Raw genomic sequence first — 26,143 nt, forward strand, 5'->3', positions numbered from 1 at the left:
ATAGCTGGATCTGTTCAAGATGGATATCAACGGGAAGCAGGTAAATAAAACGAAACGGCTGTTGTAGTAAGGCGTAAAGTTCATTCAGCGCAAACGTTGAATCTGACGGAGGTGATTGCGTGGTATTCGCAAGATCTAGGTGCAGCTGGCTAATGCTGAGTTGGTTTAGTTGGTAGGGCCCCCTGAGCCAGGCCAAGGGTGACCATTGCCATTGAATTTTTTGTGCATGCAGTTTTATGTCAGCGTCCTGGTAGGCAAGGTCATACAGCGTCAAACCGCTATACAGTGTACCGGTTGAGTGGCCGATATGGATACGCTTGTCTGTCCAGTCATTCAGATAGGGCCAAAGCTGGTTGGGGAGCTTAGTTGAAAACGTCAGGCTGAGGATGCCCACGAGCATAGCAACGAGGGCCATCGCGACAAACCACAGGCTCCAGCGAAACAGGCGTGTGATGAGTTTGAATATTAACATCATAGATCTAGACCTATTGAAAAATGAATCCGCCAGTTTTGATTGTAGCCCGCTTCAGAGATCGGCCAAGCCATATCGAGTTTAGCCGTACCCACAGGTGTAAAGCCGCGCAAACCGAATCCCGCACCCACCTTGAGTTGGTCTGGGAGCCCTGATGTGCTCACTTGTCCTGCATCACTAAATAGGCCCAAACCGAAGAACTGACTAAATCGAAAATCGGTTTCTAGCGAGACTAGGAACATATTGCGGCCGCCTATAAATTGATTATCCTGGCTGTCGATACCAATCGATTCAAACTTGTAACCGCGTAGGTTTTCACCACCGAGCAAATAGCGATAGGTGGACGGGATGACTTGATCTTGGTGTGCCAGTGTAAAACCAATATGTGAGCGCGCAATAAAACGCCAAAAGGGTAAGGGGGCGATCACGGCGCGACTGGCTAGTTCAAATTGCATAAATTCGCTTTCAGATAGACTGTTTTGCGCCGAGAGTCGGAAGGTGGCATTATGACGATAGCCCGCCGTTGGGTAGGCTTCATTATTGAGCCAGCGCTTTTGAATGCCACTACCCACCAGCAGTAGTTGGTTGGTTTCCGCACTTTGGCCTAGATATTCGAATTCTTCATATTCTAGCGACGAGAAAAAATTAACTTGCCAAGTATCATCAAGCTTAACTAAAAAGCTAGGCGAAATGGCGGTGCGTTGGCGTTCAAGACTGTCTGATTGTGTGGCGTCCCAGTTGAATCCTAAATTCCACTGCTGTCTAAGTGGGCGGTGCCCTGGAATGCGGTAGTTTGCATTGAAAGATTGCGCGCGTTCACCGATTAAGCTATCGAGTTGATAGCTATGGCCTTGGCGGTTAAACAATCTGTCCTCAAAGCCGAGTAAAATGCGTGCGCCGGTATCGGTACCAAAGCCTGCGCCGACCTTATAAGCTTGGCGTTGATTGTCTTCTAATTCAATATCGATCGGAATGAGTCGATGTTTTTCTTCAGTGTACTGAGGGTTTATACGCACCATGCCAAAATAGCCACTATCAATGAGCGCGCGCTGTAGTTGCGTCATCGCGTGTTGCGTGTAAGCTGTGCCGGGCTCTATTTCAACATAGCGATGGAGCAGGCTTGAGGGAACTCTTTGATGACCACTAAAGCGGACATCACCAAATAAATAACCTTGTTGGGTATCTAGATGAATATGCACATCAGCCGCAAACTCGTCTGGGTAAACACGAAATTCTCTTTTTAAAAATTGCGCATCGAGATAGCCTTCGTTGAGTGCTATATTACGTAAGTCGGTTAGCGTGCGCGAATAGGTGGCATGATTGAGTTGCTCGCCACGCCGAAGTTTAAGTTCAAATTGACGATAATTTTGCCATTCTAAAAGATCCTTGCCATCGCCACTGATTTGAATAATGATCTGGCGTAAAACAATCGGCTGTCCTAGCACGATGTCAAATGTAATCTGAGTGAGCGCCGGGGTGCGTTCTAGTTGTTTGGTGACCGTTAGGTGATAAAACCCTTGCGCACGTAACGAATTACGGATTTCTTGTTCGGTGCGCTCAAATAAAAAGTTGGTTTGGGCCGGGAATTCGTCTACTTTTAATTGTGTAAGCGTTAAATCAGTGCGTAATTGGTCAACTAGTGCAGTGCGCTGGTCGCACTGGCTGTTATCTTGGCAAGTGATCGATAGGTTGAGTACAAGCTTGGCAGTTGGCGGATTAGCGAAAGCACTGCCTAAAAACGCGATGCTGACCAGTGTAATAAAGAGCCATACCTGTGTGTAGATCAAGCTTGCGGGCATGCTAAGAGGGTGAATCAGTGGGCGCATTGGCGGTATCGGGCGCATGGGTGAGGGCATCCAGTTGATGCTCGAGTTTTTCAATGTAGTCGAGTGTGTCATTTTTCATTTGCAAATAATCATAACAAATGTTGAGTGCCACCATTAATACCTTGTGCTCACCTTTTAAATGAGGGACTTGATCCAACTTGGCATTGAGCATCGCGGCAGCAGCGTGTAACTTATCTTGTTCGTCCGCTTCACAGGGTACTTCAAAATGGTAGTTTAGCAACCGAAGGTTGAGCGTTTGCATAGTGTGTCCTTTAATTCAAACGGTGTTATGGTATTATCAGCACATTGTATCAAAATAGAGTAAAAAGAAGCGGGATATGGAAACCAAGTTAGCATTTGAAGAGTTGGCGCAAGCCTTGGCGCCTTATGGACAGTTGGAGTCGGCCTCGTTTGTGCAGGGAATGTTGGTGGGGCAGCTGTCGGCCGCACCGGATACCACTGAAGCCATGTGGATAAAGCAGATTGTCGATGAGGGCGGTATTAGCAAAATAAAAGAATCGTTTTTGATTTTGTTGCACCAGCTTTATACCGAGACTCTCGCGGGGCTAAATAGTGCTGATTGCGATTTGACTTTGTTGATGCCGGATGATGAGGCGCCTTTGGCACGGCGTGTGGATCATTTATCAGACTGGTGTGAAGGGTTTTTATACGGTATGGGGCTGGGCCAGCTAGGTGAGGTATCGCGCGAGGTGACAGAGGTATTAAGTGATTTTGGTGATATTGCGATGTTGGCTGTGCCGGATACCGAGGATGAACAACTGAATGCCAGTTTTATTGAGGTCACCGAGTTTGTGCGGATGGCGGCCATTATGGTGTATGACGAGCAAAACCCGGTAGCGAAACCGAAAATCGATTTGCCCGATGACCAAGACGCGTTTAGCCTGCTTGGCGCGACAACCAAACCCACCTTGCATTAAATGATTTGAATATGATGATACCCACCGATGTGTTTCAAGCGCGACGTGCGCAATTATTCGCTAAGATGCTTCCAGGGAGTGTCGCATTGATTGCCTCAGGTTCAGAGCAAATTCGTAATCGTGATGTTGAGCAGGGTTTTCGTGCTGACAGTGATTTTTGGTATTTGACGGGGTTTACTGAGCCCGATTCGGTGCTGGTTTTAATTCGTTCGCCGGTATTAGAAAATCTGTCGCAATACCAAGCGGCGGAAGCACAAACTCAACCGAGCCGTCGGATAACCAATAAGCCTGTTGATAACCAGGCCTGGTTATTTTTGCGCGCGAAAGACCCTGAGAAAGAAACTTGGCAAGGTCGGCGTTTAGGTGTGGATGCGGCTCCAGCTTTGTTGGCCGTCGACTTGGCGTTTGATATTGACGAGTTGGATGCCCAGCTATTGGATTTATTGGGGCATGCACAAACCGTTTATTTTAGCTTTGAGCAGATGGCTGATTGGGGCTTGCGCCTAGCAGATTGGCTAGCCGAACTGAAGTCGAAAGCACGCAAAGGCATCCAGTCACCTAGCCAGTTGTTTGATTTGGATGAGGTGTTACATGAGCAGCGTTTGATTAAATCTGCGATTGAAATTGAGTGGATGCGTCAAGCAGCACAAATCAGTGTGCAAGGTCATTTAGCCGCGATGCGCGCGGCACAAGTGGGGGGCTACGAATACCAAATTCATGCGGCCGTTGAGCAGGCGTTTCGTTATCACGGTTCACCACGCATCGCATTTAATACCATTGTGGCCGCCGGCGACAATGCCTGCATTCTGCATTACACCGAAAACAATGCCCCGCTTAAAGACGGTGATTTAGTGCTGGTTGATGCAGGGGCGGAGTGGAAGGGGTATGCGGGTGATATCAGTCATACTTTTCCTATCAATGGACGTTTTACCTCGCCACAAGCACAGCTTTACAACTTGGTGTTGGCGGCACAACAAGCGGCGATTGCACAGATAAAGCCGGGAAATCGCTATGATCAAATGCACCAAGCGAGTACACGTGTATTGACTGAAGGGCTTTTGGCGTTGGGTTTGCTGCGCGGTGAGCTGGAGAGTTTGCTTGAAAAACAGGCCGTCAAAAAGTATTTTATGCATGGCACCGGTCACTGGCTGGGCATGGATGTGCATGATGTTGGGCGTTATAAGATTAACGGTGAATGGCGCGTGTTTGAGCCAGGTATGGTGGTCACGGTTGAGCCAGGCTTGTATATTTTGCCTGATGATACCGATGTTGAGCCTCAGTGGCGAGGTATCGGTATTCGGATTGAAGATGATGTTTGGGTTACGGAACACGGGTGTGACCTATTGACCCAAGGATTACCCAGAACACCAGAGGAGATAGCGCAGTGGATGCAACAGACGCAGATGTCTTAATTGTCGGCGGCGGGCCGGTCGGTTTATGTTTGGCATTAGGCTTAGCGCAAAAAAATGCCCGCGTGACCTTGGTGGAAGCGCAAGAGCCTATTGAGGGTGCGACCCAGTCGTTTGATGGTCGAGTGTTGGCCTTGTCGCAAGGATCGAAGCACATTTTAACGCAATTAAATGTTTGGCAGGATCTGGAACCCTTCACGACAGATATTTTGCATGTGCATGTATCGCAACAAGGTTATTTTGGCTTAACGTTGATGCATGCCGAAGAAATGGGGGTTGAGGCCTTGGGTTATGCCATAAAAGCCTCTGACTTGGGCCGTGTTTTGTGGCGAAAAGTCCACTCGCAGTCTGGGGTTGAACAGGTTTGTCCCGCAACGCTGGATGGTTTTACCCAAACAGCGCAGGAGGTGACCGCCCACCTATCAACTCGCGATGGGATGAAAACGCTTAGGGCAGGCTTAATTGTGGGTGCGGATGGTACCCACTCACAGGTTCGAAAAACGCTAGGCCTCGCATTGGAGCAGAAAAGTTATGACGCTTGGGCCATTTTAGCCCAGGTTGAGACACAAAAGCCCCATCAAAACTGGGCGTTTGAGCGCTTTACTCAAGAAGGGCCTGTGGCCTTGTTACCGCTCAATACGCATTCACATAAACTGGTTTATGTCGCATCGAGCGAGCGGTATCAGGCCTTGTTAGATTTGTCTGATAGCGCGTTTATCGCGGCTTTTCGCGCTAAGATGGGTGAGCGTTTTGGTCCTTATACCACAATCAGTCCGCGTGTGGCTTATCCGTTAAAAGAAACCTATGTTAATAAGGTGGTTGTGGGGCGCGCGGTATTAATGGGTAATGCGTCCCACACCCAGCATCCGGTGGCAGCACAGGGTTTAAATTTAGGCCTGCGAGATGTGTCTGCATTTTTAGCGGGTGTTGATGACTTAACGGCTTTGGATAATCGTGTTCGCCTAGCGGCTTATGAACAACAGCGCCAGCAAGACCACCGAAAGGTGATGCGGCTGACGGACGGACTGACGCAAGTATTTGAGCACCCTTCACCCTTGGTGGGGCACGCAAGGGGCTTGGCCATGCTAGGGCTGCAGGTGATGCCAAACCTAAAAAAACGTTTGGCTAGATTTTCAATGCAAGGAGCAAACGTATTATGAGTCAAATGGGCGAGGTAGATGTCGCTGTTGTGGGGGGCGGAATGGTGGGCGCGGCCACAGCCTTAGGCTTGGCGCAAGCGGGCTTTAAGGTCGCGATGATTGAGCGCCAGCCGCCTAGCACTTTGTGGTTTTGTGCTTGTGATTATAGTCCGCGAGTGAGTGCACTGACGCGCGCTTCTGAAATGATTTTGCGCAATCTTGGCGCTTGGCAAGGTGTCGAAATGCGACGGATTCACCCATTCCAATCCATGCGTATCTGGGAGGAAAGTGGCGATGCGGAGTTGGTGTTTGATGCGGCTTCAGTCAAACAGCCTAATTTGGGCTATGTGGTTGAAAATAATGTAGTTCAGTCAGCCCTGTGGGAGCAGCTTGAACACCACGCTGTGCAGCTTATTTGTGGCTATGAGTTGGCGTCGATTCAGTTTGATTCAGCAAGCAACCAGGCCTGCTTGGCCTTAACCGATTTTGGGCAGTTGAGTGCGCAATTGGTCATAGGGGCAGATGGTGCGTTTTCTCAGGTTCGCCAGATGGCCGGTATTGGTCTTGATCAACATGATTACGCACAATGTGCCGTGGTCGGTTGTGTGCGTACGCAAGCCTCACATCAAGATACCTGTTGGCAGCGCTATCGCGCAGAAGGGCCTTTTGCATTTTTAGCGATGCCAGATAATATTAGCTCGATTGCGTGGTATTTGCCGGTCGAAAAAATGGCTTGGGCGCTCGGTCTATCCGATGAGGATTACCGTGAACAAATTTACCAGGCATCTGACGGCCGTTTGGGTGCGGTGGTGGAAACCTGGGAGCGCGCGGCGTTTCCACTCACGCGGCGTCATGCGCAGCATTATGTCAAGCCAGGCTTAGTGCTAGTGGGTGATGCGGCGCATACTATTCATCCGCAAGCCGGCCAGGGGGTTAACCTCGGGTTGCTTGATGCGGCGGTGTTGATAGATGTATTAACCCAGGCGAAAGCGCAAAATGAAGCCTATGCCAGTTATCCGGTATTACGCCGTTATGAACGCTGGCGTCGTGGTGATAATGCCTTGGTACAACGCTCGATGGAAGGCTTTGATTGGCTGTTTAAATCGGATAAGGGTGTGAAAGATGCGATGCGTAATCCATTTTTATCCTTGGCGAATCTGGCGGGTCCGATAAAGAATTTACTCATTAAGCAAGCCTTGTTTGGGCGCGAGCCCTTGCCAAATAGTGCAAAAACGCTGCATTATTTACCTTAAAGTTAAATTAATCAAAAGATAATTTTGACAATTGCGCTATAAACCCCTATATTTTAATGATAAATTTAGCTTATGATATTTGATTCTCCATCTTATTTAACGCAAGGGCAACATAATGGCCGATAGACGTCTACAAGTATTTCACACTGTAGCCAAAGTGATGAGTTTTACCAAAGCCGCTGAAACATTACACATGACCCAGCCGGCTGTTACTTTCCAAGTGAAGCAGCTTGAGGATTTTTTCAATACCCGCTTATTTGATCGCACGCATAATAAAATCACGCTAACTGAAGCCGGTCGCGTCGTTTATGATTTCTCTGATCATATTTTAGAACTCTATGAGAAGATGAATTCTGAAGTGCGTGACCTCACCGGTGAGGTATCAGGCAGCTTGGTGATTGGTGCAAGTACTACGATTGCGGAGTATATGTTACCCTGTTTACTGGGCGCCTTTAAAAAACAGTACCCCGATGTCAATATTCGCTTGCAAGTAGGCAATACAGACGCGATTGTCTCAATGGTTGAAAATAATATGATTGATTTGGGCTTAGTAGAAGCGCCGGTTAATAATAAAAACCTTGAGGTTGAAGTCTGCCGTATTGATGAAATGCAGCTCATTTGTGCGCCGGATCACCCGTTAGCTAAGCGCGATGAAATCTCGATTGAGGAAGCCTGTAAATATCCGTTTGTCGTGCGTGAGGAGGGGTCGGGTTCGCGTTCAGTGATAGATACCTATATTCGCGAGCAAGGACTCAGTCCAAGCGACTTTAACGTTGTGATGGAGCTCGGCGCCCCGGAGTCGGTGAAGATGGCGGCTGAAGCCGATGTCGGCTTGGCGATTGTTTCGCGCTCTACCTTAATGAAGGAGTTAAAGTTGGGTACGCTCAAAGCGATTCCACTGAACCCGCCTTTACGCCGTCCGTTTTCACATGTCAGACAAAAGCAAAAGTTCCGCCATCGTGCTGTCGGTGAGCTACTTGATTTCGCTGTAAACTATTGCAAGGAAAAGGCGGTTGAGTTTGGTTTTGAGGTCCCTAACTTTGATGACAAGAAGCGCTACTCTAGTCATTATGACTAGCGGTTGAAGCGCGATAAGCTGAGAGTACTATTGATGCCATTTTCAAACCAAATTCGATTTTTAGGTGCGCATGGCAGCAAGGCAGGGTCGCAGGCGACAACCTGTATTCAGCTATCTGAAAAAACGCTTATCGATGCGGGCAATATTATGGCTTCGCTTGGCGAAGAGGCGCTTGCGATTGAGTCAATTTTTTTAACCCATTCACACCTTGATCACATTCTGGATATTGGTTTTTTTATTGATCATTTCTTTGCTAAGTTAAGCAAACCGTTAAAAATATACGGCTTGCCCCATACCTTAGCATCGCTTCAACGTCATATTTTAAATGATGACATTTGGCCAGATTTTTCTAATATTAAACTACTCGACTCACCGCATTTTGCGATAAACTTTATTCCTATTCAGCTCAACCAAGCCTACCATCCTGAGCCTAATCTGACGCTTACGCCTATTAAAGCTCACCATACTGTTGATTGCTGTGGTTATCTAATTGAACGAAACGGGTCGGCTTTGGTGTTTTCGGGTGATACCTATTTAAATGCCGACTTATGGCCTTTGCTTAACCAACGAACACAGATCAAGTCGCTCGTGCTCGATGTCTCTTTTCCAAATCGGTTAGCGGCGATTGCTAAGGCCAGTTTGCATTTAACGCCGAGTTTGTTAGCACAGGAGTTAACCCAGCTGCAGCGGGATGACCTGCATATTTATGTATTTCACCTCAAACCGGCTTATCAAGATGAAATTAAATCAGAGCTACTTGCCTTAGGGCTAGATGCACAACATATTCTTGAAGAAATGGATGTGATTAACGTAGATGATGGACGACTTGCGCCACGCGAAGCCGATGAGCCGTTTGATCGTATCAAACGTTTGAACTCAATCGGTGAGGCGTTATCTGCTGAGCATAATATTGATAAATTGCTCGAAATGATTGTGACTGAGGCAAAAAAAATTACCTTTGCAGACGGTGGAACACTGTATTTGCTTAAAGAGAATGCATTGCACTTTACGGTGGCACAGACAGATTCTTTAGGCATTGCGATGGGTGGAACCGCCGCACCCATTAGCTGGCCCCCTTTGCCGCTTTATTTAAAGGACGGCACGCAAAATAAAATGATGGTAGCGGCAACCTGTGCGCTTGAAGATAGGGTGGTTAATATTCCTGATATTTATCAAACGGTAGATTTCTCATTTGAAGGGGCCAAGCGTTTTGATGAAGCGAATGGCTACCGTTCTCGGTCAATGTTAGTCATTCCGCTGCGTAACCATGAATGCAACGTCATTGGCGTGCTACAACTTTTAAATAAGCAAAACCCTTTGGGAACAACTTGTGGTTTTAGTATTGAAGATGAATCGATAGCCCTGTCCGTGGCATCGCAAGCGGCTGTTGCCATCACGAATGCACGATTAATTGATGATCTCGAAGCCTTATTGGAAGCGTTTTTAAACAGCATTATTTATATGATGGGTCGAAAATCCCCCTATACCGCCGGCCACATTAATCGGATGGTGGCGCTAAGCGAAATGATCGTGCGCGCGGTGCATAAAGACACTGGCCTCTATCGAGATAAATCCTACAGCCCTGAGCAGGCAAAACAAATCAAGCTGTCCGCACTGATGCATGACATGGGCAAGTTAGCGACACCGGAAACGGTCATGGACAAGGCCACAAAGCTAGATGGGCATTTTGATCGTATCGAACTGATTCGTTTACGTGCCAAGCATATCCAGGCCGAAATGGAAAAGGCGGCGTTATCGCAGAAATTGACTGATTCTGATCAGGCCGATGTCATTGAGCAAACGTTAACAGCCCAGTTGGCCGTGCTTGAGCATGCGATGGCACTGGTTGAAAAAAGCAATACCGGGGGAGAGTTTTTGCCGGCGGATCAAGTGGATGCGATTGAGTCGCTCGTTCAGCATCCGTTTGTCGTCGCAGGACAAACGATGCCTTTAATCACGCCAGAAGAAGCCTATGCGCTAAAAGTACAAAAGGGTACGTTAACGGCTGAGGAACGTGAGGTGATTAATCAGCACGCGGAAATTGGTTTGCGTGTGTTAGAAGGGTTACCTTTTCCCGAAAAGTACAAAGCTATTCCTCATATTGCAGGCGCACACCATGAAAAGATTAATGGAAAAGGCTATCCTTTAGGTCTTAAAGGTGAGGAGATCTCTTTTGACGCACGTATTCTAGCTGTAGCGGATGTGTTTGAAGCCCTCACTGCACATGACCGTCCTTATAAAAAACCCAATCCGTTATCTATCGCAATGAAAATTTTGTACTTTATGGCCAAAGACGATGAACTAGACCGCCAGTTAGTGAAGTTTTTTTATGATTCCGGTTTGTATTTAGACTATGCTAAGCGATTCTTGCCTGCCGCTTTGATTGACGAAGTGCAGGTGGATTTTTCCACCCTGTAAACCGACTATTTGGCTGTGCACTTTAGGTCGCGCGCGTTCGCAACAAACAACCAGGCCGGGTAGTACCTAACATATGTACCTTTCTTTTTCTCGCTCCGTTGTGTCCTCATTCCTTAACTTAATGGCCGTGAGGCACAGCATGGGCCGGTAGGACGGCGTTATTTGTAATCTAGGGATTGATTCGCTTGGCGTACCTGGTCTATTAACTGACATAACGACGCCAGCCCGTCAATTAAGCGTGCGGTTGGGCGCTGGTATTGGTCAGCATTTAAGCTGGTGATATGTTGGTTTTGACTGGCTTGTAAAAAAGGTATTGCTTGCCAATGACCTAGCCAGGCCTGCTGCATATCCCCCATGCCGCCTAACAGAATTAAGTTTGGGTTGGCTTTAATTACCGCTTCACGACTCACTTGTGGCGCCAGTGCGGCTTGATCGGCAAAGATATTGACCCCGCCGCATAACCGAATCGCTTGACCAATAAACTGTTCGCCATTGACGGTGATTAAGGGCTGATGCCATACCTGATAAAACACACGAATAGGTGAGGCGTGTTGATAGTCTTGACTAAGTTGAGAGAGTTGATCCTTTAAACGCTGCGCTTCGGCATTCGCTGTGTAGCTGTTGCCCGTTAGGTGGCCGATTTCTGCAATCAGCCTGGGAATGTCGGCCAGTTTTTGGGTGTCGCGCACCAGTACCTTAAAGCCCATGTGTTGCAAACGCGCAATATCTTGTGGCTTATTCCCCGACGCCCAAGCGAGAATTAAATCGGGATTTAACTCAATAATGCGCTCAAAATTCAGCGCATTGTAGCGGCCAATGCGCGGTTTATTCAGCGCGTCTTCAGGGTAGTCCGAGTAATGAACCACGCCGACTAATTGTGCGCCGGCACCGGCTGAATACACCAGTTCGGTTAGACTCGGCGCCAGCGAGATGATGCGTTGCGCCGTTTCAATCGGTTGCGCTTGCAGCGTTTGTGAAAACAGTGCTAGGCTGATAATGAGCCAAAAACGGCGTTGAAACCTCGGTAGCAATAGCAATCCTCCCATTTTATGTAAATCGTCAGATCAAAGATCAATGCCTTTTTGTGCTTGAATTCCCGCTTTATAAGCGTGTTTTTCATCTTTTATTTCAGAAACGGTATCCGCGAGTTCACGCAATGGCGCAATCGCCGAACGCCCCGTGACGACCACATGTTGCATCTCAGGCTTCTGGCTCAGGCCGTTTAAGACCTCGTCTTTATCTAAATAATCGTAGCTGAGTAGATAAGTCAGTTCATCCAGTACCACCAGATCATAACTTGGATCGCTAAGCATCTTCATTGCCACTTGCCAAGCGGCTCTTGAGGTGGCTATGTCCTGTTCGCGATTTTGTGTATCCCAGGTAAAGCCATCACCGAGAACATGCCATTCGCAGTTAGCGAATTGGCTAAAAAAGGCTTCTTCACCGGTATCGGTACGGCTTTTAATAAACTGACACACGCCGACTTTCATGCCATGACCTAGCGCACGCCCCACCATACCAAATGCAGAGGTGGATTTACCTTTTCCGTTGCCGGTAATCACCAATAGCAGCCCTTTTTTCTGATCGGCGCGGGCAATCGCGGCATCAATTTGTGCTTTTTTACGTGCCATACGGATATTGTGGTATTCAGTTTTTTTATCAACTTCGCTCATTTTTTTGGCATCCTTAAAAAATAAAACAAACAGTTTACCGATTTTTAGCGAATCTAAGGTGAATAAATCTACCGATTTGGCAAAAAGCTCTATAATTCATCTATTATTTTAACTCCTTCGTAAATTGAGAAAACCATGAAAAAAACCTTTGCACTAACCCATGAAAAAAAAGCCACCGCTCGACTTGTTGATGCGATCAAAAATGAGATCAAAAAATACCTAAAACGTGAGCGCGCTAAAACCCTGCCAAATGATGTGGATTTTTGGGATTTCGATTGCCGTTTTGGTGCCGATGCCGCTAGCGCAAAAAAACTGCATATTGCCGAAATGAACGCCGCCTTAGATCAAGCTGAGGTCGATAAATTAACCAGCTGCTATATTGAAATTATTGCGAAGCCGGGTTATAGAACACCTAAAGAATAATAGGCTGTATTTCAAAGGCTAATCGCAGGGCAAGCGCATCTAAATAATACAAAAAAATCATAGCAATCGGCATGGTCAACTTCGTTCCCATGCTGTGCATCACTGCCATTAAGTTAAGGAATGAGTGACAACACGGAGCGAACCAACTTGCGTCATTGCGAGGCCGAAGGCCGTGGCAATCTCTGGCAGATTGCGCACGCCCTTGAGAGATTGCCGCGTCGCTGCGCTCCTCGCAATGACCGTTTTTTTCTTAACTTAATGGCAGTGATGCTGTGCATGGAAACGCGCTTAAGGCTAAATGTTGTGCTTGCTTTTAACGAAACGTAATGGCGTGTTTCGGTTAGAATAACGCGCATTAAAAATTGTGATTTTAAGGGTGATAGGCATGGCGGGATCGTTATTTGATCAGTTAAAAAAATCAGGTTTGGTGAATGAGCACAAGGCCAAACAGATAAAAAAAGAGAAGTACCAGCAAAGCAAACAACTAAAAAATAAAAAAGACGTGGAGGCCGAAAATGACGCCGCTAAGCGGGTTGCTGAAGCGGCACGTTTAAAAGCAGAAAAAGACCGTCTACTCAATCTCGAACGTCAACAGCAGCAAGCTGAGCGCGCCAAACAAGCCGAGTTAAAGCAAATTTTGCAATCCAATCAGCTAAAAGGGTTTGGCGGTGAAATAACCTTTCATTTTGCGGACGGCAAACAGGTAAAAACGCTACAAGTGAACCCCACGACGCATCAGCGTTTAGTGTCAGGCAAGGTCCGTATCGCACGTTTGGACGGCGCGTATATGCTGATACCTGATACAGCGGTTGAAAAAGTCGAACGGCGAGACCCTCGTATACTGATTCCGTTTGCCGATAAAGACAATTCGATCTCGCAAGAGGAACAGGATTATTACGCCAAATTTGAAATCCCGGATGATTTGATCTGGTAGCTACGGTTATTTTCTTCTAGGAGCCTGTCGGATTAAACCGGTCGAAGCGAAAAAAAGTCTGGCTTTAGTCCGACAGGCTCCTAGAAAGCGTGGCTTTAAATATGGTTTAATGAACGTTTTAATTAAGGTGTAAACAAAATGATAGAAACCTATGAAGATTTATATGCCATAGTAAATCAAGCGATGGCTGAAAACCCTTCAGATGTTGTGACCATGACCATTGCCGATAATCAAGCATGTCATTTAGTGCATACCCCTAGTGGTCGAAAAGTGGTGTTAATGCTTGCGCGCTTAGATGAAGAGTTCCGCATTGGATTCGCTTACTTTGCGCCGAGAAAACGTCAAGCGGATTGGATTGATGATGTGATTGCACATGGCGTGAGCAGTGCCTTTATACATCAACTTATTGAAGACAATCTGTTAAATGCGCCGAGCTATTGAGACGCTAGTAGAGATCTGTCGGATTAAACTGGGTGAAGCGAGAAATGGTCAAATCCAGCTTTTTGCAGCCGATTGGTTTAGTCTGACAGGCGCCTAGGGTTTAGCTGTAGGATTTTGGGGTGGATGGCAAGCAAAATGGAAATTAAACGGTTTGAGTTAAATCATTATGCTCGATTTGAGTCACTTTGTGTGGAGTTGGCGCCGACGGCGAATGTGCACTCGAATGTTACGGTTTTTGTTGGCAATAATGGCTCGGGCAAAACATCGATATTACAAGCCCTAGCCACTTCTTTGAGCTGGTTGGTCGCGCGTATTAAGTCAGAAAAAGGCATTGGCAGTCCGATTTCAGAGTTACAAATTCACAACCAAGCCCACGCCGCGTCGATTTCGGTTTCTGTGCTGGATCAGCAAAACGTATCTGATGCAGAATCTCATGATTCATCGTTGAACTATGATTGGGTCTGCGCTAAACCAAAAAAAGGCAAAAAGTCACCCTTTACGAGTCAATATTCTGGGGCAACGAGTTTGGCGAATATTTATCGTGCCAGACTGACTGATGATAGTTTGGCTAGTTTACCGGTGATTGCTTTTTATCCCGTAGAACGTGCTGTGCTCGACATTCCGATGAAGATAAAGTCTAAGCATACGTTTGAGCAAATTGATGGTTACGATAATGCACTCAATCAAGGTGTCGATTTTAGACGTTTTTTTGAGTGGTTTCGGGAGCGAGAAGATGCAGAAAACGAAAGCGGTGTTTCGGATGAGGTTTTAGCGCAATTAAGTCAACTGGTAAACGCTGATGAGTACAATTTGCTATGGGAGCGTTTAGCACAGTTAAACGTTTCTTCTCGTGATAAGCAACTCACGGCGGTCAGAACGGCTATAACTCGTTTTATGCCAGAGTTCGAGAATTTAAGAGTTAGGCGCAAACCGCGACTGCATATGTCCGTTGATAAAAAGGGCGAAACCTTAAACGTATTGCAACTGTCGCAAGGTGAAAAATCACTGATTGCGTTAGTTGGGGATATTGCCCGACGTTTAGCCATGATGAACCCAGGTTTGGCTAATCCCTTAGACGGTGATGGTATTGTGATGATTGATGAAGTTGATATGCATCTTCATCCAAAATGGCAGCGAACCATTATTCAACGACTGGTTGATGCCTTCCCAAATTGTCAGTTTGTACTTACCACGCATTCACCACTGGTAATTAGTGATTACAAGGATGTGTTAGTTTATTCACTTGATGATGGGGCTTTAACAGAGATTTCATCTCAATTTGGACAAGATGTCAACACACTGAGAACTCCGAAAAACTATTCTGATATACCGGCATACAGCTGCATTTCAGAATAAAGTGCGTCAGAGATACCGTGTTGCGCTCTAAACTGAGTAACACTATCGGCCTCAAAAGTAACTTCAATCCTTCAAAAAAATAGTGCCGAGTGACCTTTCCCTTACCACCACCTAAATCACAAATCACTTTGTTTTTTTAGGTGCTGCTTTAGAATCACATCGGTGTTGATCACGCACGCCTCTTCTATTTTTTGTGCAATTTGGCCTTTTATTACCGGGTTCTATTAGGCGACAATTATCTTGTCTTTTCGATAATCATCTAGCTGCGCATTCTTGATGAAGTCAGCGTCTTTATTGCTAAAAACACTGATGTTGGACAAGGTGAGGTTTTTTTGCGCTCATCTAAAATCACGCTGTTGAGTGTCGTATAACCGTTGATAATCTTGCCAGCGAGTGTTCGCAGATTGCCTTGATTGGCTTGTTTTGAGGCATGGGGCTTTCGAATGTCACAGTGATCACTAAAAATATAGAGTCGTTTGTTATGACATAGCTTTTCAACGCTATGCTCAATCAGCGCATTGGCTATTTTTTGTCATCTAAAACAGACTTTAAGGTGTTATCTATCAACTTTTTATGCCTTTCAAATTCACGCTTATCATCACTGATTTGCCATAGCTTTAAGGTCTTGTTTTCTACAATTTTTGTAAAAGGGTATGGTTTTTTCGATCACTCTTTTGTCTTTAAATTCGTGAGTGACTCTGCGGGTATAATCGGCTAGTTTCATGCTTATCTCCTGTTTTGCGCCTTTTGATCTTAGACCTAAAGTATAGCAAAATTATCGTTTTTCGGCGTTTTTAGCACCTTGCCAATGCTGATCCGCCCAGTAACCGGCGGGGTAATTGCCAGACCTTTAATCATGGCGTTCTCCTATTGTAAATTTTGGGTATAAAAAAGCCCGAACAAGTCGGGCTGGTATGTGTTGTGGTAAATTGCTACAATAAATAAACTATATTGCAGGAGGTTAAATATGGCAACAGCGAGTATTCGAATTGATCAAACACTGTTTGAGAAAGCCAGTATTACGGCAAAAGCGGCTAGTCGCTCAATACCAAAGCAAATTGAGCACTGGGCTAAAATCGGTGAAATCATGGAAGACAATCCCGATTTGTCTTATGAGTTCGTAAAACAAGCGATGATGGCTAAAGCTGAAAAAGACGCTGGAAAGCTTGAGCCCTATGAGTTTGGTTAAAACTGTATTACAGGCACCAAACTTCAAAAAAGCTGCTAAGAAGTTGCACAAGAATCAAAAAGCTGATCTCGATCAAGCTATCAGTTTTCTGGTTGAACAACCCTTAAGCGGTGAGCAGAAAAAAGGTGATCTTGCATATCTACGTGTTTATAAGTTCAAGATGGTAAATCAAGAAACGCTTCTCGGCTATAGCTATGAAGAAAACCAACTTATCCTTGAGCTATTAGCACTCGGAAGTCATGAAAACTTTTACCGAGATTTAAAAAGCTAGAGCCTAGGAGCTTGTCGGACTAAAAGCCTTGTTTATCGAATCCCGCGTAAACATGCTTTTGTCAGTTTGTTGCTGATTAATCAAATTACACTTAGCAATGAGGATGCTGATCTTGTGGATGATGACACACTCGATTGCTAGCCCTTCAGCATCGGCTATGCGATATGTTTTATTTTTTTGTTTTAATATTTTGATAGCTGTATCAGTTAACGCCATTGTGAGTAACGCTCCAAGTTAGTGGGGAGTTGAAGTCTTGTTACTCAGAATGTTGCTCATATTTGTTTGGGATGTAAAGGGTTCACATGAAACGCTAAAAAGCTTAATTATTAAATAAGTTGTTGATTTATATATGCTGAGGGTAATAAAAAACCGCTAAGAAGCGGCTTGATATTGTGTTTTGGTGGAGCTGGGCGGGGTCGAACCGCCGTCCGGAAAGCCTCCATTTAGGAGTCTACATGTTTATTTAGTCTATTGGTTTAATCTTGATGTTGCCCGACTAGCAGGGACCACATAAGACGAGTTTGTCTGGTTTAGTATTTACCTACCCAAACACGCGGTAAATACGATTCCGTGTAAGTCGATACGGCGTCAGGCGCCACGAACAACTGCCCTGAGCCGCACCAGCGGGATTAAGCCGCTAGAGCGTAGTTATCGTCGTTTGCAACTATAACAATTTGAACTAAGATTTACGTGCATCATTCAGGCACGACATGCGTCTTAAACTTCGTTCTCCCCGTCGAAACCAATGCAGCCCCGATATGGATGACTTGTCATTATATAGTTTTTTGGAAGGGTAGGGGTGCTTTTGTAGGCTAAAAGAGAAAAATATTGGCTTAAGGCTTGTTTTAGCGGGCCGTTTCGATTGTCCCTGCTAGAAACTTGCTGTTCCGCTTATTGAGCTTGGTAGATTGACAAGTCGGGGTGATGCTGTGTTTAGCGGCTTGATTTTAAGATGCGATGTTTATCGCGGTTCCAGTCGCGTTGTTTTTCGGTTTCACGCTTGTCATGTAGTTTTTTACCTTTTGCCAGACCAATTTCTACTTTTACTTTGCCTTTGCTCCAATAGAGGTTGAGGGCCACGATAGTGAAGCCTTTTTGGTCAACTTGCCCCATGAGTCGATCAATTTCACGTCGGTGCAGGAGAAGTTTGCGAGTGCGTAACGGATCATGCTCTGTATGGGTTGAGGCCGTGATAAGCGGGTGAATGTGTGCCCCAAACAACCAAGCCTCATTGTTTTTGAGTAGAATATAACTTTCGGTAATCCGCCCTTTTCCAGCACGGAGACTTTTTATTTCCCAGCCTTCGAGCACGAGGCCCGCTTCGATACGTTGTTCGATAAAATAGTCGAAATGCGCTTTTTTATTGTCGGCGATTCGATTGGAGTTGTTTTGTTTGTTTGATTTTTTTGCCATAATGCCGCTATTATAACGGAAATTATTAAGATTGGATAAGCCATAGATGAAGAAAATTTCGCGAACTGCTTTACTTAATTACTCGGCGCGTCAAATGTATCAAGTTGTAAATGATGTGGCGCTGTATCCGACGTTTTTACCTTGGTGTAGTGACGCACAGGTTCATCGTGAGACGGATGCTGAAATGCAGGCGAGTATTACCATTTCAAAACTAGGTATTAATAAAACTTTTAGCACGTCGAATCACTTGACACCGAATGAACGCATTGAGATGCGCTTAGTTGATGGACCATTTTCTTTTTTGCAGGGTGAGTGGGTGTTTAAGGCGCTCGGAGACCAGGCGTGTAAAATTAGTTTTGAAATCGAGTTTGAGGTGAGTAGTGGCTTAATGGGCAGTGTGTTGGGCGGGGTGTTTGAACAGATTGCGGGCACACTTGTCGAGAGTTTTGTTGCACGTGCAACAAACCTGTATGGGGGCGCGCAATGAGTACGTCCTTCATCAAGGTTGAGGTGGCTTATGCGTTACCGGAGCAGCAGTATTTGTTTGAAGTTTTAGTGCCTGAAGGCACGACAGCTGAGCAAGCTATTCAGGCATCCCCGTTGTTAAAAATTATGCCTGATATCAATTTGAGTAAAGTGGGTATTTTTAGTCGCCCGGTTGATTTAATTAGCGTTTTACGCGAAGGCGATCGGGTCGAGGTGTATCGGCCTCTTAAGGCCGACCCGCGTGAACGTCGTCGTAAACAGGTGGAGCATGAAAGAGCCGATAGCGCTTAGTTGATTAAACGCTTAGAGGGTTATTTTAGGCGTAACCATTCGGTTAGATAGCCGTCTTGATCAAATTTGACAAGGATGTGTTTAACTGCGTCTTGGTGTAAATCCGTGCGCGCGCTGGTATAGATAAACTCCCAGTGTTGTGGGTTAAAGGGGTTCGCGCCATAGTTTGGACCCAGTAGCTGTCTAACTTGGCTTTGGTGTAAACCGGGCTGCAGATCAGCAAGCATCTCTTCTGTAATGACGGTGCCTTGCATCATGGGTGCTTTATAGGGGGTGATGCCACCACAAGCTTGAAGTAGACCTAGAGTAAGTAATAATGCCGCGGATTTTAAGATTTGTGTTTTCATAAATATTTTTTGGGACTTATTAGTTGAATTTTATTGGTTAGGTAATGGATTTTAATTGGCTTAAGCCTATTGTTTTGGTTTATTATAACCGATACAAATTGATCTGATAGCGCTTATATCCTCGTCGTGTAGTTTGTGAGGATATATCCCTGCGCTTAACCCCTGGGTGCGGCCAGGCGCGTCCGTCGTAAGTGGCGGGTAGGTGTCAAGAACTCAAAATAACAGCAAGACAAATTAAAACGGAGTCATTATGAGCGGTGCTGAATTAAAAAAAGTTGGATTAAAAGTTACATTACCACGGCTTAAAATTTTGGAGATTTTGGAGGGCGCGGGTGATCAGCATCACCTCACCGCGGAAGATGTTTATAAGATGTTGTTGGAGCAGGGTGAAGAGGTTGGTTTGGCGACGGTTTATAGGGTATTGACGCAGTTTGAGCAGGCGGGTATTGTGCGTCGATTGAACTTTGAAAATAATATTTCTATTTTTGAGTTAGATACCGGTGACAACCATGATCATTTGGTGTGTGTTAAAACAGGGCACGTGAAAGAATTTGTGGATCCTGTAATTGAAGAGCGTATTCGTGAGATCGCTAAGGAAAATGGCTATAGCTTGTCAGGTCACAGCTTGGTCATTTACGGTGCTTTAGACGCCCATTAAATGAAGGTAGGTTAAATCTTAGCCTATATTTTAACTAGATTTTATCGAAAAAGCGCGTAATCCCCCCGTCGTTCAGGGCCTAACCTATGCACACTGCTTTTCTCATTCCCACCCACAGCATGGGCGAGGTATAGTTATCTGTGCATAGGTTAAGCTCACGGCGGGGAGGGTTAAGAGGCTTCGGATTGTGCGCGTTGAATTAGGTCTTTGGCGTGGTTGCGTGTTTGTGTTGTAATCTCTAATCCCCCTACCATTCTGGCGATTTCTTCAATTCTTGCGGCATCGTCTAGCTCAGTGACTTTTGTGAGTGTTTTGTTTTTCTGGTTGTGTTTGCTGACATTGAGATGTTGGTTGCCGTAGGCGGCAACTTGCCCAAGGTGTGTAATTGAGAGTACTTGACGATGCTGTCCTAGTTGTCGCATTTTTTGACCGATGACTTCTGCTGTGCCCCCTCCAATGCCGACGTCCACCTCATCAAAGATTAAGGTGGGTATCTGGGCAACTTCTGCGCTGGCGACTTGAATAGCGAGGCTAATCCGAGAGAGTTCACCGCCTGAAGCGACTTTATTGAGTGCTTTAGCGGGTTGCCCTAGGTTGGCTGATACCAAGAATTGGGCTTTATCCAGGCCTGAGGATGTTGGTTTTTCAACGGGTGTTAACTCTATATTGAATACACCTTTTTCCATGCCAAGTGTTTGCATGCTTTTGGTGACTACGCTGGCTAGTTTTTTGCTGGTAGCTTGGCGCAGTTTGCGTAAATGGCGTGCGTTATGCTCATAGTCTAACCAGGCCTGGTTAATTTGATGTTTTAAATCATTTATTGAGCTAAAATCTGCTTCCATTTGTGTGAGGCTCTCTGCCAGCTGCTGATGTTTTTGTGTGAGTTGTTCTGGATTTAGGTGGTATTTTTTTGCAAGGGCGTAGAGCTGTCCTAGTCGGTTGTCCACTTGCTCAAGTCGTTCGGGGTCTAACTCTACGGCGTCGGTAAAGTGGTGAATGTCGTTGGCGGCCTCTTGAATTTCAATTAGCGCACTTTGTAGTTGGATCAGCGGGTTATTGAGTGCGGGCGTATAGTCGGCCAGTTGTTCTATTTGGTGAATGGCTTCATTGATGAGACAGGTCGCGCCTTGTTCACCGTCTAGCGCTTCATGGCTGATAAAGCCGGCACGTTTAATTTCACTGGCATGCGCAAGGGTGTTTTGTTCTTCTGAAAGCTGTGTAAACTCGTCCGCGCTAGGTTGGATTTTATTAAATTCGTTAAGTTGAAACTCAAGTAATTCACGTTTGGATTGATACTCGGCTTGGTTGGATTCGAGTTGTTGCAGTTTGTGTATTAAGTGCTGCCAGTTTTTAAAACGGGTCTTCACCTCGTCCAGTTGTGTCTTGTGCCCACCATAAGCATCCACCAGTTCAAGTTGGCTTTGGTTTGATAATAAGGATTGATGTTCATGTTGACCATGAATGTCAATTAATAGATTGCCGAGTTGTTTCAAGCTACTAGCTGGAACCGGGCGGCTGTTAATGAACGCCTTGGATCCAGTGTCTGCGTTTACTATCCGACGTAAAATACATAGATTGTCATCATCGAGCGCTTGTTCGGCCAACCAGGCCTGGACGTGGGGGAGTGCGTGGATGTCAAACTCCGCGTTGACTTCGGCGCGCTTTTCACCGTGGCGAACGAGTCCAGAGTCGGCGCGTTCGCCTAATACCAAACCTAATCCATCAAGCAGGATCGATTTACCAGCACCGGTTTCGCCAGTGAGGGCACAGAACCCTTTTTTTAGGTGTAAGTGAAGTGTTTCAATCAGTGCTAAGTTTTGAATTTGGAGTTGTAGCAGCATTAGAGTTTTTCGCCCCAGTGTAATTTTGCGCGTAAAAGTTGGAAGTAATCGTGGCCGCAAGGGTGAATGAGTTTTATAAAGTGTGGATGACGTTTAACGTGTGTGCGATGTTTCGCATTGATTTCAAATGTTATTTGTCCATCACAGGTGATGCGCGCTATGCCGTTACAGTTTTCATGTGCGCGTAATTCTATTTCACTGTCACCATCAATGACAAAGGGACGGTTGCTCATGCTGTGAGGGTTAATCGAAACCAGTGTAATCACATTAAGGCTAGGGTGAACAATTGGCCCGCCGGCGGATAAGGCATAGGCGGTTGACCCGGTTGGGGTGGAAATAATCATACCATCAGAGCGCTGGCTTTTTAAAAAACGTTGATTGATAAAGGTTTCAAACTCAATCATTTTGGGTGCATCAGGTTTGTGAATAACGACATCGTTAAAGGCAAGGTGTTTGAATACCAGTTGGTCATGCTCGTAAATTTCAACGTGCAGCAGGTTTCGTTCCTCACAGTCAAAGGTGCCGTTGAGTAGGTCATCCATTGTGCTGAGCATCGTGTCGGGAGAGACGTCGGCTAAAAAGCCTAAGCGACCGAGGTTAACACCAAGAATTGGGATTTGTTGATCAACGACATAGCGTGCGACATCTAGGAATGTACCGTCACCGCCTACGACAATGGCGACATCAATTTTTCCATGCATTTGTTCACGGCTTAGTAGCTCAACACCGTAGCGCTCAATTGGGAAGTCGGCACAAGAGGTTTGGTCAAGGTAAACGACACGTTCGCGCTCTTGAAAAAAACCAATCAGTTTGTCGATGCCTTTCCATGAGTGAAAGCCATTGTACTTGCCAAAAACACCTATGCTATTAAACATAATTTTCCTACTGGTTTAATGATTTTTCAAAATTATACTCGAAAGAATAGGCAAAAAGAGTGGTGAGTGTGAAATTGTTGTACGACACCCGAGGTGACTCGTGAGTCGTACAAGAAGGGTTAATTGATGAGCGCTAGCACATTAGCACGATCTTGGTTGCCTTGCGCCTGCATCATGATACCGGCTTGCAGTAAAACATCTTCACGTGCTTTTTCGGTTGAGGCACGAGCGTAATCGGTGTCCATTATTTGACTAAAGCTTGCTAAGCTATTTTGTCGGCTTGTTGACATTTCAGCGGCTGCGCTAAGTAAACCGTTCTGCTGTGCACCAAACTCGGCTTGGGTTGTGGATAGAAGTGATCCGGCTTTTTGTAGCGATTCTAACGCGAGATTCGCATTGGCAGGATTAGATAGGTCTAAGCCGGCTAGGCCTAAGCTATTTAAGCTGAGCTCTGGTAGGCTTAAACGTGACGCGCTATCACCGAGGGCAATGCTGAGATCGGCATTTTCACCGTTTAATAAATTCATGCCATTGAATTTAGTGTTTTGGCTGGTTTGGTCAATCGCCTGCATCATTTGTTGAAATTCGGTGTTAAGCGCATTGCGCTGTGCGGGGTTAGTGGTACCGTTCATCGCTTGAAGGGATAGCTCTTGCATACGAAGGATGTTTTCTGTCATCGAGCGCGATGCGCCATCGGCTGTTTGCAGTAATGAGATACCACTGTTTGCATTACTCATGCCGACGGCTTCGCGCATCGCCGCTTGTTGAAAACCATTGGCTACGGCTAACCCGGCAGGATTATCAGCGGCACGATTAATTTGTTGTCCACTGGTCATGCTGGCGCTAGATGGGCTATAGCTAGCAAAGGGTGAACCGATTGTATTGATTGCGTCAATGCTCATGGCAAGCCTCCTAAAAAATTTAAGTCTTATCGTTGAAGTCTTAGTGTTTATAATACGCGAAGTTGAAGTTTTTTTAAAGGATTGTGTGATGTCTTGCTGTGGCAAAGGTTTTTGTACGTTTTCATTTCCTGATGGTGCGCCCTTGACCGATTATTCTGTGTCAAATTTGAATGCAAACTATTTATTTCTTCCTTATGGTACCCTTCTTTCAGAGGGCGAGGTAGTTCGGATTTGGATGGAGTCTGGACAGGCTAAAGAGGTGTTTTTAGAGGCAAAGTGGCCGGTTGTGTTTGATGCTCAGGGGGCGCATGCGCAAGGGCGTGACCAGGATTTGCCATGGCAATTGGTTGCCATCGATACCGGATTTGAGTATGACGATATTATGGATTGGCCCAATCATGACTTGGCCAACCCCTATGCTCAGCCTGTGGTGTTGGAGTTTAAGCATCCGATTGAGGTCAAACCCAGTTTAAAAATGCGATTTTTAGAACTGCTTTATAAAATACGCAATTTGTGAAAATGCGGCTTTTACCAGCCGTTGTAAATGTTTTTTAGCCATTCAATTTTGTCAGGTTGACCTGTAATACAAAGGCTGTCAAAGCGCATCGCGGCTTGTTGAAATTGGCGATGCTTGAGTAGAAAAACTTGGGCGCAGCGGTAAAGTCGTTGAAGTTTTTTTGTGTTAATAAATTCACTCGCTTCACCATGCTGATTGGTTTGTCGGTATTTTACCTCAATAAAAACCAGTGTTTGTTGCTCGAGTGCCACTAGATCTATTTCACCGCCTTTGCAAAAGAAGTTTTGTGCAATAATTTGTAGGCCGTGCTGCGTGAGATACTGGGCAGCTATCTGTTCGTAATGCTGGCCTCGTTGTCTATTCGTTGGCATGGCGTTCAAAAAATTCAAATTGAATAATCTCATCGAGTAGTTGTTGGCGAATAATCGCGGGGTCGGACTGGGTGCGAGTGTGTTGTGGCGGTTGTGACCAATAAAAATTGTTTGTTGGTGGCTGTTGTAAGCTCATTAATTCGCCGTTCGCTTGGTAGTGCGCCCAGCTCAACTGGGTTCTGATGTGGTTGGTCTCTCCTACGGTGTGCTGGCCAAGACTACCGTGAATAAACATGCCCTCTTTAACTTTATTTAGTTGATTGGCAAGCAATAAGCCATCCCAACCCAGTGCCTCAAGTGTATTGGTGAGCGGGGATGGGATGTAACTGGCAGGGTGCGTAGGAAATTGAATGTTTTTTAAATCTCGGTTACGTGGTGCACGAGCAAGTTGATTGGGGGTGAGGAGTGAGGAGCCAATTAACGGCATAGTGAGCTGAAAAAAATCCATTTGAGGCTGTAGCACGGCGGTACGTTGTTCATCGCCAATAAGTATTAATGCATCTAGGTCTTGGCGGCTTCGGGGTTCGTGTTCTAAAGGTGTGCCAATGATTCGGCTTAAAAACCCCGCACGGCTTTGGCTGTGTTGTAGGTTTAAGACTTGACTCATCTCACGACGTAAACTGTTCGTGTTATGTGGATAGCTGTGGTGGATGAGTTTAAACGGTTGGCGTGCTGACCAGGCCGTATGTAATGCATTGGCCATGTCACTGTCGATGCCTAGATTTGAGTTAAGCAGGGCAACATGTTGATAGCCGCTACGCTCAAGGTGTTCGATGATTTGCTCGGCTTCGTTAAAGGGGCGTAAGCTGAGTTGAAAAAAATCCGTAGACCGATTCAGTGTGTTCAGCGCAATGAGCTCCTTGCCGGCTACTGTGCTGAGTTTTTCAATGTCATCTCGGCTAATCGGGCCAATGACCTTATTCGCGCCATCCGCTAGCGCGCGTTTATATAGTGTCACAATATTGTCTGACTGATGGGTGTCATAAAAACGCAATTTAGCTTGGCTTTGGCTGTGCCAGTGATGTTTTAAAATCCCCGCTCTAATCTGTTTGCCTACAAGGTCTAAACGGCCAGATAAGGGTAGCAAGACGGCAATTTGCTCTGGTGGCTGGAGGTTTTGTTGAATATCGGCGATAAAACGCTCAATCAGCTGGGGGGTGAAGGATAGGTCTGGAGTGAGTTGACGGAGGTCCTCAAGTTCGCGCTTTAAGTGTAGATCTGTTTTGTGTTGTGTCTGGATTAACCATGCCCAAGCTTGAAGTGCGTGATCGGGGGTTTGCGCGAATTGTTCGATGCGTTCAGCGGGCTGATCTGCGAGTTTTGCAAAGGTATCTTCAAGTAATGCGATTTGCTGGTGTTCATCATAAGACGGCCAAAGCAGTTCGGTGAGCATGATAAAGCGAGACCAGTTTTGAGTAAGATAAGATTGTTGGCGCTCTTGCTCTAAATCAATCTGTATCTCGCTTTGTTGTGTTCTATCCTGTGTGTCTAATGTGCGGTGGAGTGGGCTAGGCTCTTTATCTTCTATTGAAGAACGTTTTTCAGGTACGTGCGGACTTGTGCACGCGCTAATGAAAATGAGTAAGCAGAGAAGGAAAATGTTTTTTAGCATGGTGGCTGAC

The 26,143-nt window shown here is 45.9% G+C and carries 27 protein-coding genes and 1 other RNA gene; 16 read left to right on the plus strand and 12 right to left on the minus strand.

Translation table 11 applies throughout. The annotated features are described in order from the left end of the window. Positions 1–471: 471 nt before the first annotated feature. Together NA59_RS01745 and NA59_RS01750 are read right to left on the minus strand one after the other, a co-directional pair. Complete coding sequence (locus NA59_RS01745) at positions 472–2,316, minus strand: autotransporter assembly complex protein TamA (protein WP_198401029.1); 1,845 nt, start codon at positions 2,314–2,316, stop codon at positions 472–474. Next, positions 2,273–2,560 (minus strand): cell division protein ZapA, encoded by a 288-nt coding sequence (locus tag NA59_RS01750; protein ID WP_044406982.1) that lies wholly within the window; start codon positions 2,558–2,560, stop codon positions 2,273–2,275. The genes NA59_RS01745 and NA59_RS01750 overlap by 44 nt, the downstream gene beginning before the upstream one ends. Before the next feature lie 76 nt (positions 2,561–2,636). Here NA59_RS01750 and NA59_RS01755 point away from each other — a divergent pair, with 76 nt between their 5' ends. The 6 genes from NA59_RS01755 (at position 2,637) to NA59_RS15660 (ending at position 10,533) form a co-directional block, all read left to right on the plus strand. Continuing rightward, positions 2,637–3,236, plus strand: a complete 600-nt coding sequence (locus NA59_RS01755; RefSeq protein WP_052501386.1) for a UPF0149 family protein — start codon at positions 2,637–2,639, stop codon at positions 3,234–3,236. Positions 3,237–3,247: 11 nt separating this feature from the next. Then, positions 3,248–4,648: an aminopeptidase P N-terminal domain-containing protein gene (locus NA59_RS01760; protein WP_044406984.1), complete on the plus strand. Its 1,401-nt coding sequence runs from the start codon at positions 3,248–3,250 to the stop codon at positions 4,646–4,648. Continuing rightward, positions 4,621–5,805 (plus strand): FAD-dependent oxidoreductase, encoded by a 1,185-nt coding sequence (locus tag NA59_RS01765; protein WP_044406987.1) that lies wholly within the window; start codon positions 4,621–4,623, stop codon positions 5,803–5,805. The genes NA59_RS01760 and NA59_RS01765 overlap by 28 nt, the downstream gene beginning before the upstream one ends. Beyond that, positions 5,802–7,037: an FAD-dependent oxidoreductase gene (locus NA59_RS01770; RefSeq protein WP_044406990.1), complete on the plus strand. Its 1,236-nt coding sequence runs from the start codon at positions 5,802–5,804 to the stop codon at positions 7,035–7,037. Before NA59_RS01765 ends, NA59_RS01770 begins: the two co-directional genes overlap by 4 nt. Positions 7,038–7,152: 115 nt before the next feature. Next, complete coding sequence (locus NA59_RS01775) at positions 7,153–8,115, plus strand: LysR family transcriptional regulator (RefSeq protein WP_044406993.1); 963 nt, start codon at positions 7,153–7,155, stop codon at positions 8,113–8,115. 33 nt (positions 8,116–8,148) lie between these two features. Continuing rightward, the gene (locus NA59_RS15660; protein ID WP_044406995.1) at positions 8,149–10,533 is read left to right on the plus strand and encodes an HD domain-containing phosphohydrolase; all 2,385 of its coding nucleotides are present in this window, start codon (positions 8,149–8,151) and stop codon (positions 10,531–10,533) included. Positions 10,534–10,691: 158 nt separating this feature from the next. On the opposite strand, the gene NA59_RS01785 is transcribed toward NA59_RS15660, so the two are convergent. Together NA59_RS01785 and cobO are read right to left on the minus strand one after the other, a co-directional pair. After that, positions 10,692–11,564, minus strand: coding sequence for a cobalamin-binding protein (locus NA59_RS01785; RefSeq protein ID WP_232504012.1), 873 nt, complete (start codon positions 11,562–11,564; stop codon positions 10,692–10,694). A 33-nt stretch (positions 11,565–11,597) separates the two neighbouring features. Then, positions 11,598–12,206, minus strand: coding sequence for a cob(I)yrinic acid a,c-diamide adenosyltransferase (gene cobO / locus NA59_RS01790; RefSeq protein WP_044407001.1), 609 nt, complete (start codon positions 12,204–12,206; stop codon positions 11,598–11,600). A 135-nt stretch (positions 12,207–12,341) separates the two neighbouring features. On the opposite strand from cobO, the gene NA59_RS01795 reads away from it, so the two are divergent. The 6 genes from NA59_RS01795 to NA59_RS01825 all read left to right on the plus strand — a co-directional run bounded on the left by NA59_RS01795 (position 12,342) and on the right by NA59_RS01825 (position 16,820). Further along, on the plus strand, positions 12,342–12,629 hold the full coding sequence (locus tag NA59_RS01795) for a DUF6172 family protein (RefSeq protein ID WP_044407004.1): 288 nt from the start codon (positions 12,342–12,344) through the stop codon (positions 12,627–12,629). A 385-nt stretch (positions 12,630–13,014) separates the two neighbouring features. Then, positions 13,015–13,563 (plus strand): DUF2058 domain-containing protein, encoded by a 549-nt coding sequence (locus NA59_RS01805; RefSeq protein WP_044407010.1) that lies wholly within the window; start codon positions 13,015–13,017, stop codon positions 13,561–13,563. A gap of 138 nt (positions 13,564–13,701) precedes the next feature. After that, complete coding sequence (locus tag NA59_RS01810) at positions 13,702–14,004, plus strand: hypothetical protein (RefSeq protein WP_044407013.1); 303 nt, start codon at positions 13,702–13,704, stop codon at positions 14,002–14,004. 123 nt (positions 14,005–14,127) lie between these two features. After that, positions 14,128–15,360, plus strand: coding sequence for an AAA family ATPase (locus NA59_RS01815; RefSeq protein ID WP_052501388.1), 1,233 nt, complete (start codon positions 14,128–14,130; stop codon positions 15,358–15,360). Positions 15,361–16,327: 967 nt separating this feature from the next. Beyond that, the gene (locus NA59_RS01820) at positions 16,328–16,549 is read left to right on the plus strand and encodes a TA system antitoxin ParD family protein (RefSeq protein WP_044407016.1); all 222 of its coding nucleotides are present in this window, start codon (positions 16,328–16,330) and stop codon (positions 16,547–16,549) included. Next, positions 16,536–16,820, plus strand: a complete 285-nt coding sequence (locus NA59_RS01825; protein WP_044407019.1) for a type II toxin-antitoxin system RelE/ParE family toxin — start codon at positions 16,536–16,538, stop codon at positions 16,818–16,820. Before NA59_RS01820 ends, NA59_RS01825 begins: the two co-directional genes overlap by 14 nt. Positions 16,821–17,218: 398 nt before the next feature. Here the strand turns inward: NA59_RS01825 and ssrA are convergent. Together ssrA and smpB are read right to left on the minus strand one after the other, a co-directional pair. Then, positions 17,219–17,575: a transfer-messenger RNA gene (gene ssrA / locus NA59_RS14685) on the minus strand. Positions 17,576–17,753: 178 nt separating this feature from the next. Continuing rightward, complete coding sequence (gene smpB / locus NA59_RS01835; RefSeq protein ID WP_044407024.1) at positions 17,754–18,233, minus strand: SsrA-binding protein SmpB; 480 nt, start codon at positions 18,231–18,233, stop codon at positions 17,754–17,756. Positions 18,234–18,279: 46 nt separating this feature from the next. Between smpB and NA59_RS01840 the strand changes: the two genes are divergently transcribed. Together NA59_RS01840 and NA59_RS01845 are read left to right on the plus strand one after the other, a co-directional pair. Beyond that, the gene (locus tag NA59_RS01840) at positions 18,280–18,720 is read left to right on the plus strand and encodes a type II toxin-antitoxin system RatA family toxin (RefSeq protein ID WP_044407026.1); all 441 of its coding nucleotides are present in this window, start codon (positions 18,280–18,282) and stop codon (positions 18,718–18,720) included. Continuing rightward, the gene (locus NA59_RS01845) at positions 18,717–19,010 is read left to right on the plus strand and encodes an RnfH family protein (protein ID WP_044407029.1); all 294 of its coding nucleotides are present in this window, start codon (positions 18,717–18,719) and stop codon (positions 19,008–19,010) included. The genes NA59_RS01840 and NA59_RS01845 overlap by 4 nt, the downstream gene beginning before the upstream one ends. A gap of 20 nt (positions 19,011–19,030) precedes the next feature. On the opposite strand, the gene NA59_RS01850 is transcribed toward NA59_RS01845, so the two are convergent. Then, positions 19,031–19,357: an outer membrane protein assembly factor BamE gene (locus NA59_RS01850; RefSeq protein ID WP_044407032.1), complete on the minus strand. Its 327-nt coding sequence runs from the start codon at positions 19,355–19,357 to the stop codon at positions 19,031–19,033. A gap of 250 nt (positions 19,358–19,607) precedes the next feature. Between NA59_RS01850 and fur the strand changes: the two genes are divergently transcribed. After that, positions 19,608–20,015, plus strand: a complete 408-nt coding sequence (fur, locus tag NA59_RS01855) for a ferric iron uptake transcriptional regulator (protein ID WP_044407035.1) — start codon at positions 19,608–19,610, stop codon at positions 20,013–20,015. 170 nt (positions 20,016–20,185) lie between these two features. Here fur and recN read toward each other — a convergent pair whose 3' ends face one another. From recN to NA59_RS01870, 3 genes are all read right to left on the minus strand, one after another. Continuing rightward, positions 20,186–21,856 (minus strand): DNA repair protein RecN, encoded by a 1,671-nt coding sequence (gene recN / locus NA59_RS01860; RefSeq protein WP_044407038.1) that lies wholly within the window; start codon positions 21,854–21,856, stop codon positions 20,186–20,188. After that, the gene (locus NA59_RS01865; RefSeq protein WP_044407041.1) at positions 21,856–22,731 is read right to left on the minus strand and encodes an NAD(+) kinase; all 876 of its coding nucleotides are present in this window, start codon (positions 22,729–22,731) and stop codon (positions 21,856–21,858) included. The genes recN and NA59_RS01865 overlap by 1 nt, the downstream gene beginning before the upstream one ends. 119 nt (positions 22,732–22,850) lie before the next feature. Then, positions 22,851–23,633, minus strand: coding sequence for a flagellin (locus NA59_RS01870; RefSeq protein ID WP_044407044.1), 783 nt, complete (start codon positions 23,631–23,633; stop codon positions 22,851–22,853). Between the two features lie 88 nt (positions 23,634–23,721). Between NA59_RS01870 and NA59_RS01875 the strand changes: the two genes are divergently transcribed. Then, the gene (locus tag NA59_RS01875; RefSeq protein ID WP_044407170.1) at positions 23,722–24,150 is read left to right on the plus strand and encodes a hypothetical protein; all 429 of its coding nucleotides are present in this window, start codon (positions 23,722–23,724) and stop codon (positions 24,148–24,150) included. Between the two features lie 11 nt (positions 24,151–24,161). On the opposite strand, the gene NA59_RS01880 is transcribed toward NA59_RS01875, so the two are convergent. After that, positions 24,162–24,521: a YraN family protein gene (locus tag NA59_RS01880; RefSeq protein ID WP_044407047.1), complete on the minus strand. Its 360-nt coding sequence runs from the start codon at positions 24,519–24,521 to the stop codon at positions 24,162–24,164. After that, positions 24,508–26,133, minus strand: a complete 1,626-nt coding sequence (locus tag NA59_RS01885; RefSeq protein ID WP_044407050.1) for a penicillin-binding protein activator — start codon at positions 26,131–26,133, stop codon at positions 24,508–24,510. The genes NA59_RS01880 and NA59_RS01885 overlap by 14 nt, the downstream gene beginning before the upstream one ends. Positions 26,134–26,143 lie beyond the last annotated feature (10 nt).

Source organism: Thiomicrospira microaerophila (assembly GCF_000934765.1).
Lineage (GTDB): Bacteria > Pseudomonadota > Gammaproteobacteria > Thiomicrospirales > Thiomicrospiraceae > Thiomicrospira > Thiomicrospira microaerophila.

Excerpts from the sequence above, each read along its gene's own strand:
- NA59_RS01745 (WP_198401029.1), bottom strand. The coding sequence starts at position 2,316 with ATGCGCCCGATACCGCCAATGCGCCCACTGATTCACCCTCTTAGCATG.
- NA59_RS01750 (WP_044406982.1), bottom strand. The coding sequence starts at position 2,560 with ATGCAAACGCTCAACCTTCGGTTGCTAAACTACCATTTTGAAGTACCC.
- NA59_RS01755 (WP_052501386.1), top strand. The coding sequence starts at position 2,637 with ATGGAAACCAAGTTAGCATTTGAAGAGTTGGCGCAAGCCTTGGCGCCT.
- NA59_RS01760 (WP_044406984.1), top strand. The coding sequence starts at position 3,248 with ATGATGATACCCACCGATGTGTTTCAAGCGCGACGTGCGCAATTATTC.
- NA59_RS01770 (WP_044406990.1), top strand. The coding sequence starts at position 5,802 with ATGAGTCAAATGGGCGAGGTAGATGTCGCTGTTGTGGGGGGCGGAATG.
- NA59_RS01775 (WP_044406993.1), top strand. The coding sequence starts at position 7,153 with ATGGCCGATAGACGTCTACAAGTATTTCACACTGTAGCCAAAGTGATG.
- NA59_RS15660 (WP_044406995.1), top strand. The coding sequence starts at position 8,149 with ATGCCATTTTCAAACCAAATTCGATTTTTAGGTGCGCATGGCAGCAAG.
- cobO (WP_044407001.1), bottom strand. The coding sequence starts at position 12,206 with ATGAGCGAAGTTGATAAAAAAACTGAATACCACAATATCCGTATGGCA.
- NA59_RS01795 (WP_044407004.1), top strand. The coding sequence starts at position 12,342 with ATGAAAAAAACCTTTGCACTAACCCATGAAAAAAAAGCCACCGCTCGA.
- NA59_RS01805 (WP_044407010.1), top strand. The coding sequence starts at position 13,015 with ATGGCGGGATCGTTATTTGATCAGTTAAAAAAATCAGGTTTGGTGAAT.
- NA59_RS01810 (WP_044407013.1), top strand. The coding sequence starts at position 13,702 with ATGATAGAAACCTATGAAGATTTATATGCCATAGTAAATCAAGCGATG.
- NA59_RS01815 (WP_052501388.1), top strand. The coding sequence starts at position 14,128 with ATGGCAAGCAAAATGGAAATTAAACGGTTTGAGTTAAATCATTATGCT.
- NA59_RS01820 (WP_044407016.1), top strand. The coding sequence starts at position 16,328 with ATGGCAACAGCGAGTATTCGAATTGATCAAACACTGTTTGAGAAAGCC.
- NA59_RS01825 (WP_044407019.1), top strand. The coding sequence starts at position 16,536 with ATGAGTTTGGTTAAAACTGTATTACAGGCACCAAACTTCAAAAAAGCT.
- smpB (WP_044407024.1), bottom strand. The coding sequence starts at position 18,233 with ATGGCAAAAAAATCAAACAAACAAAACAACTCCAATCGAATCGCCGAC.
- NA59_RS01840 (WP_044407026.1), top strand. The coding sequence starts at position 18,280 with ATGAAGAAAATTTCGCGAACTGCTTTACTTAATTACTCGGCGCGTCAA.
- NA59_RS01845 (WP_044407029.1), top strand. The coding sequence starts at position 18,717 with ATGAGTACGTCCTTCATCAAGGTTGAGGTGGCTTATGCGTTACCGGAG.
- NA59_RS01850 (WP_044407032.1), bottom strand. The coding sequence starts at position 19,357 with ATGAAAACACAAATCTTAAAATCCGCGGCATTATTACTTACTCTAGGT.
- fur (WP_044407035.1), top strand. The coding sequence starts at position 19,608 with ATGAGCGGTGCTGAATTAAAAAAAGTTGGATTAAAAGTTACATTACCA.
- recN (WP_044407038.1), bottom strand. The coding sequence starts at position 21,856 with ATGCTGCTACAACTCCAAATTCAAAACTTAGCACTGATTGAAACACTT.
- NA59_RS01865 (WP_044407041.1), bottom strand. The coding sequence starts at position 22,731 with ATGTTTAATAGCATAGGTGTTTTTGGCAAGTACAATGGCTTTCACTCA.
- NA59_RS01870 (WP_044407044.1), bottom strand. The coding sequence starts at position 23,633 with ATGAGCATTGACGCAATCAATACAATCGGTTCACCCTTTGCTAGCTAT.
- NA59_RS01875 (WP_044407170.1), top strand. The coding sequence starts at position 23,722 with ATGTCTTGCTGTGGCAAAGGTTTTTGTACGTTTTCATTTCCTGATGGT.
- NA59_RS01880 (WP_044407047.1), bottom strand. The coding sequence starts at position 24,521 with ATGCCAACGAATAGACAACGAGGCCAGCATTACGAACAGATAGCTGCC.
- NA59_RS01885 (WP_044407050.1), bottom strand. The coding sequence starts at position 26,133 with ATGCTAAAAAACATTTTCCTTCTCTGCTTACTCATTTTCATTAGCGCG.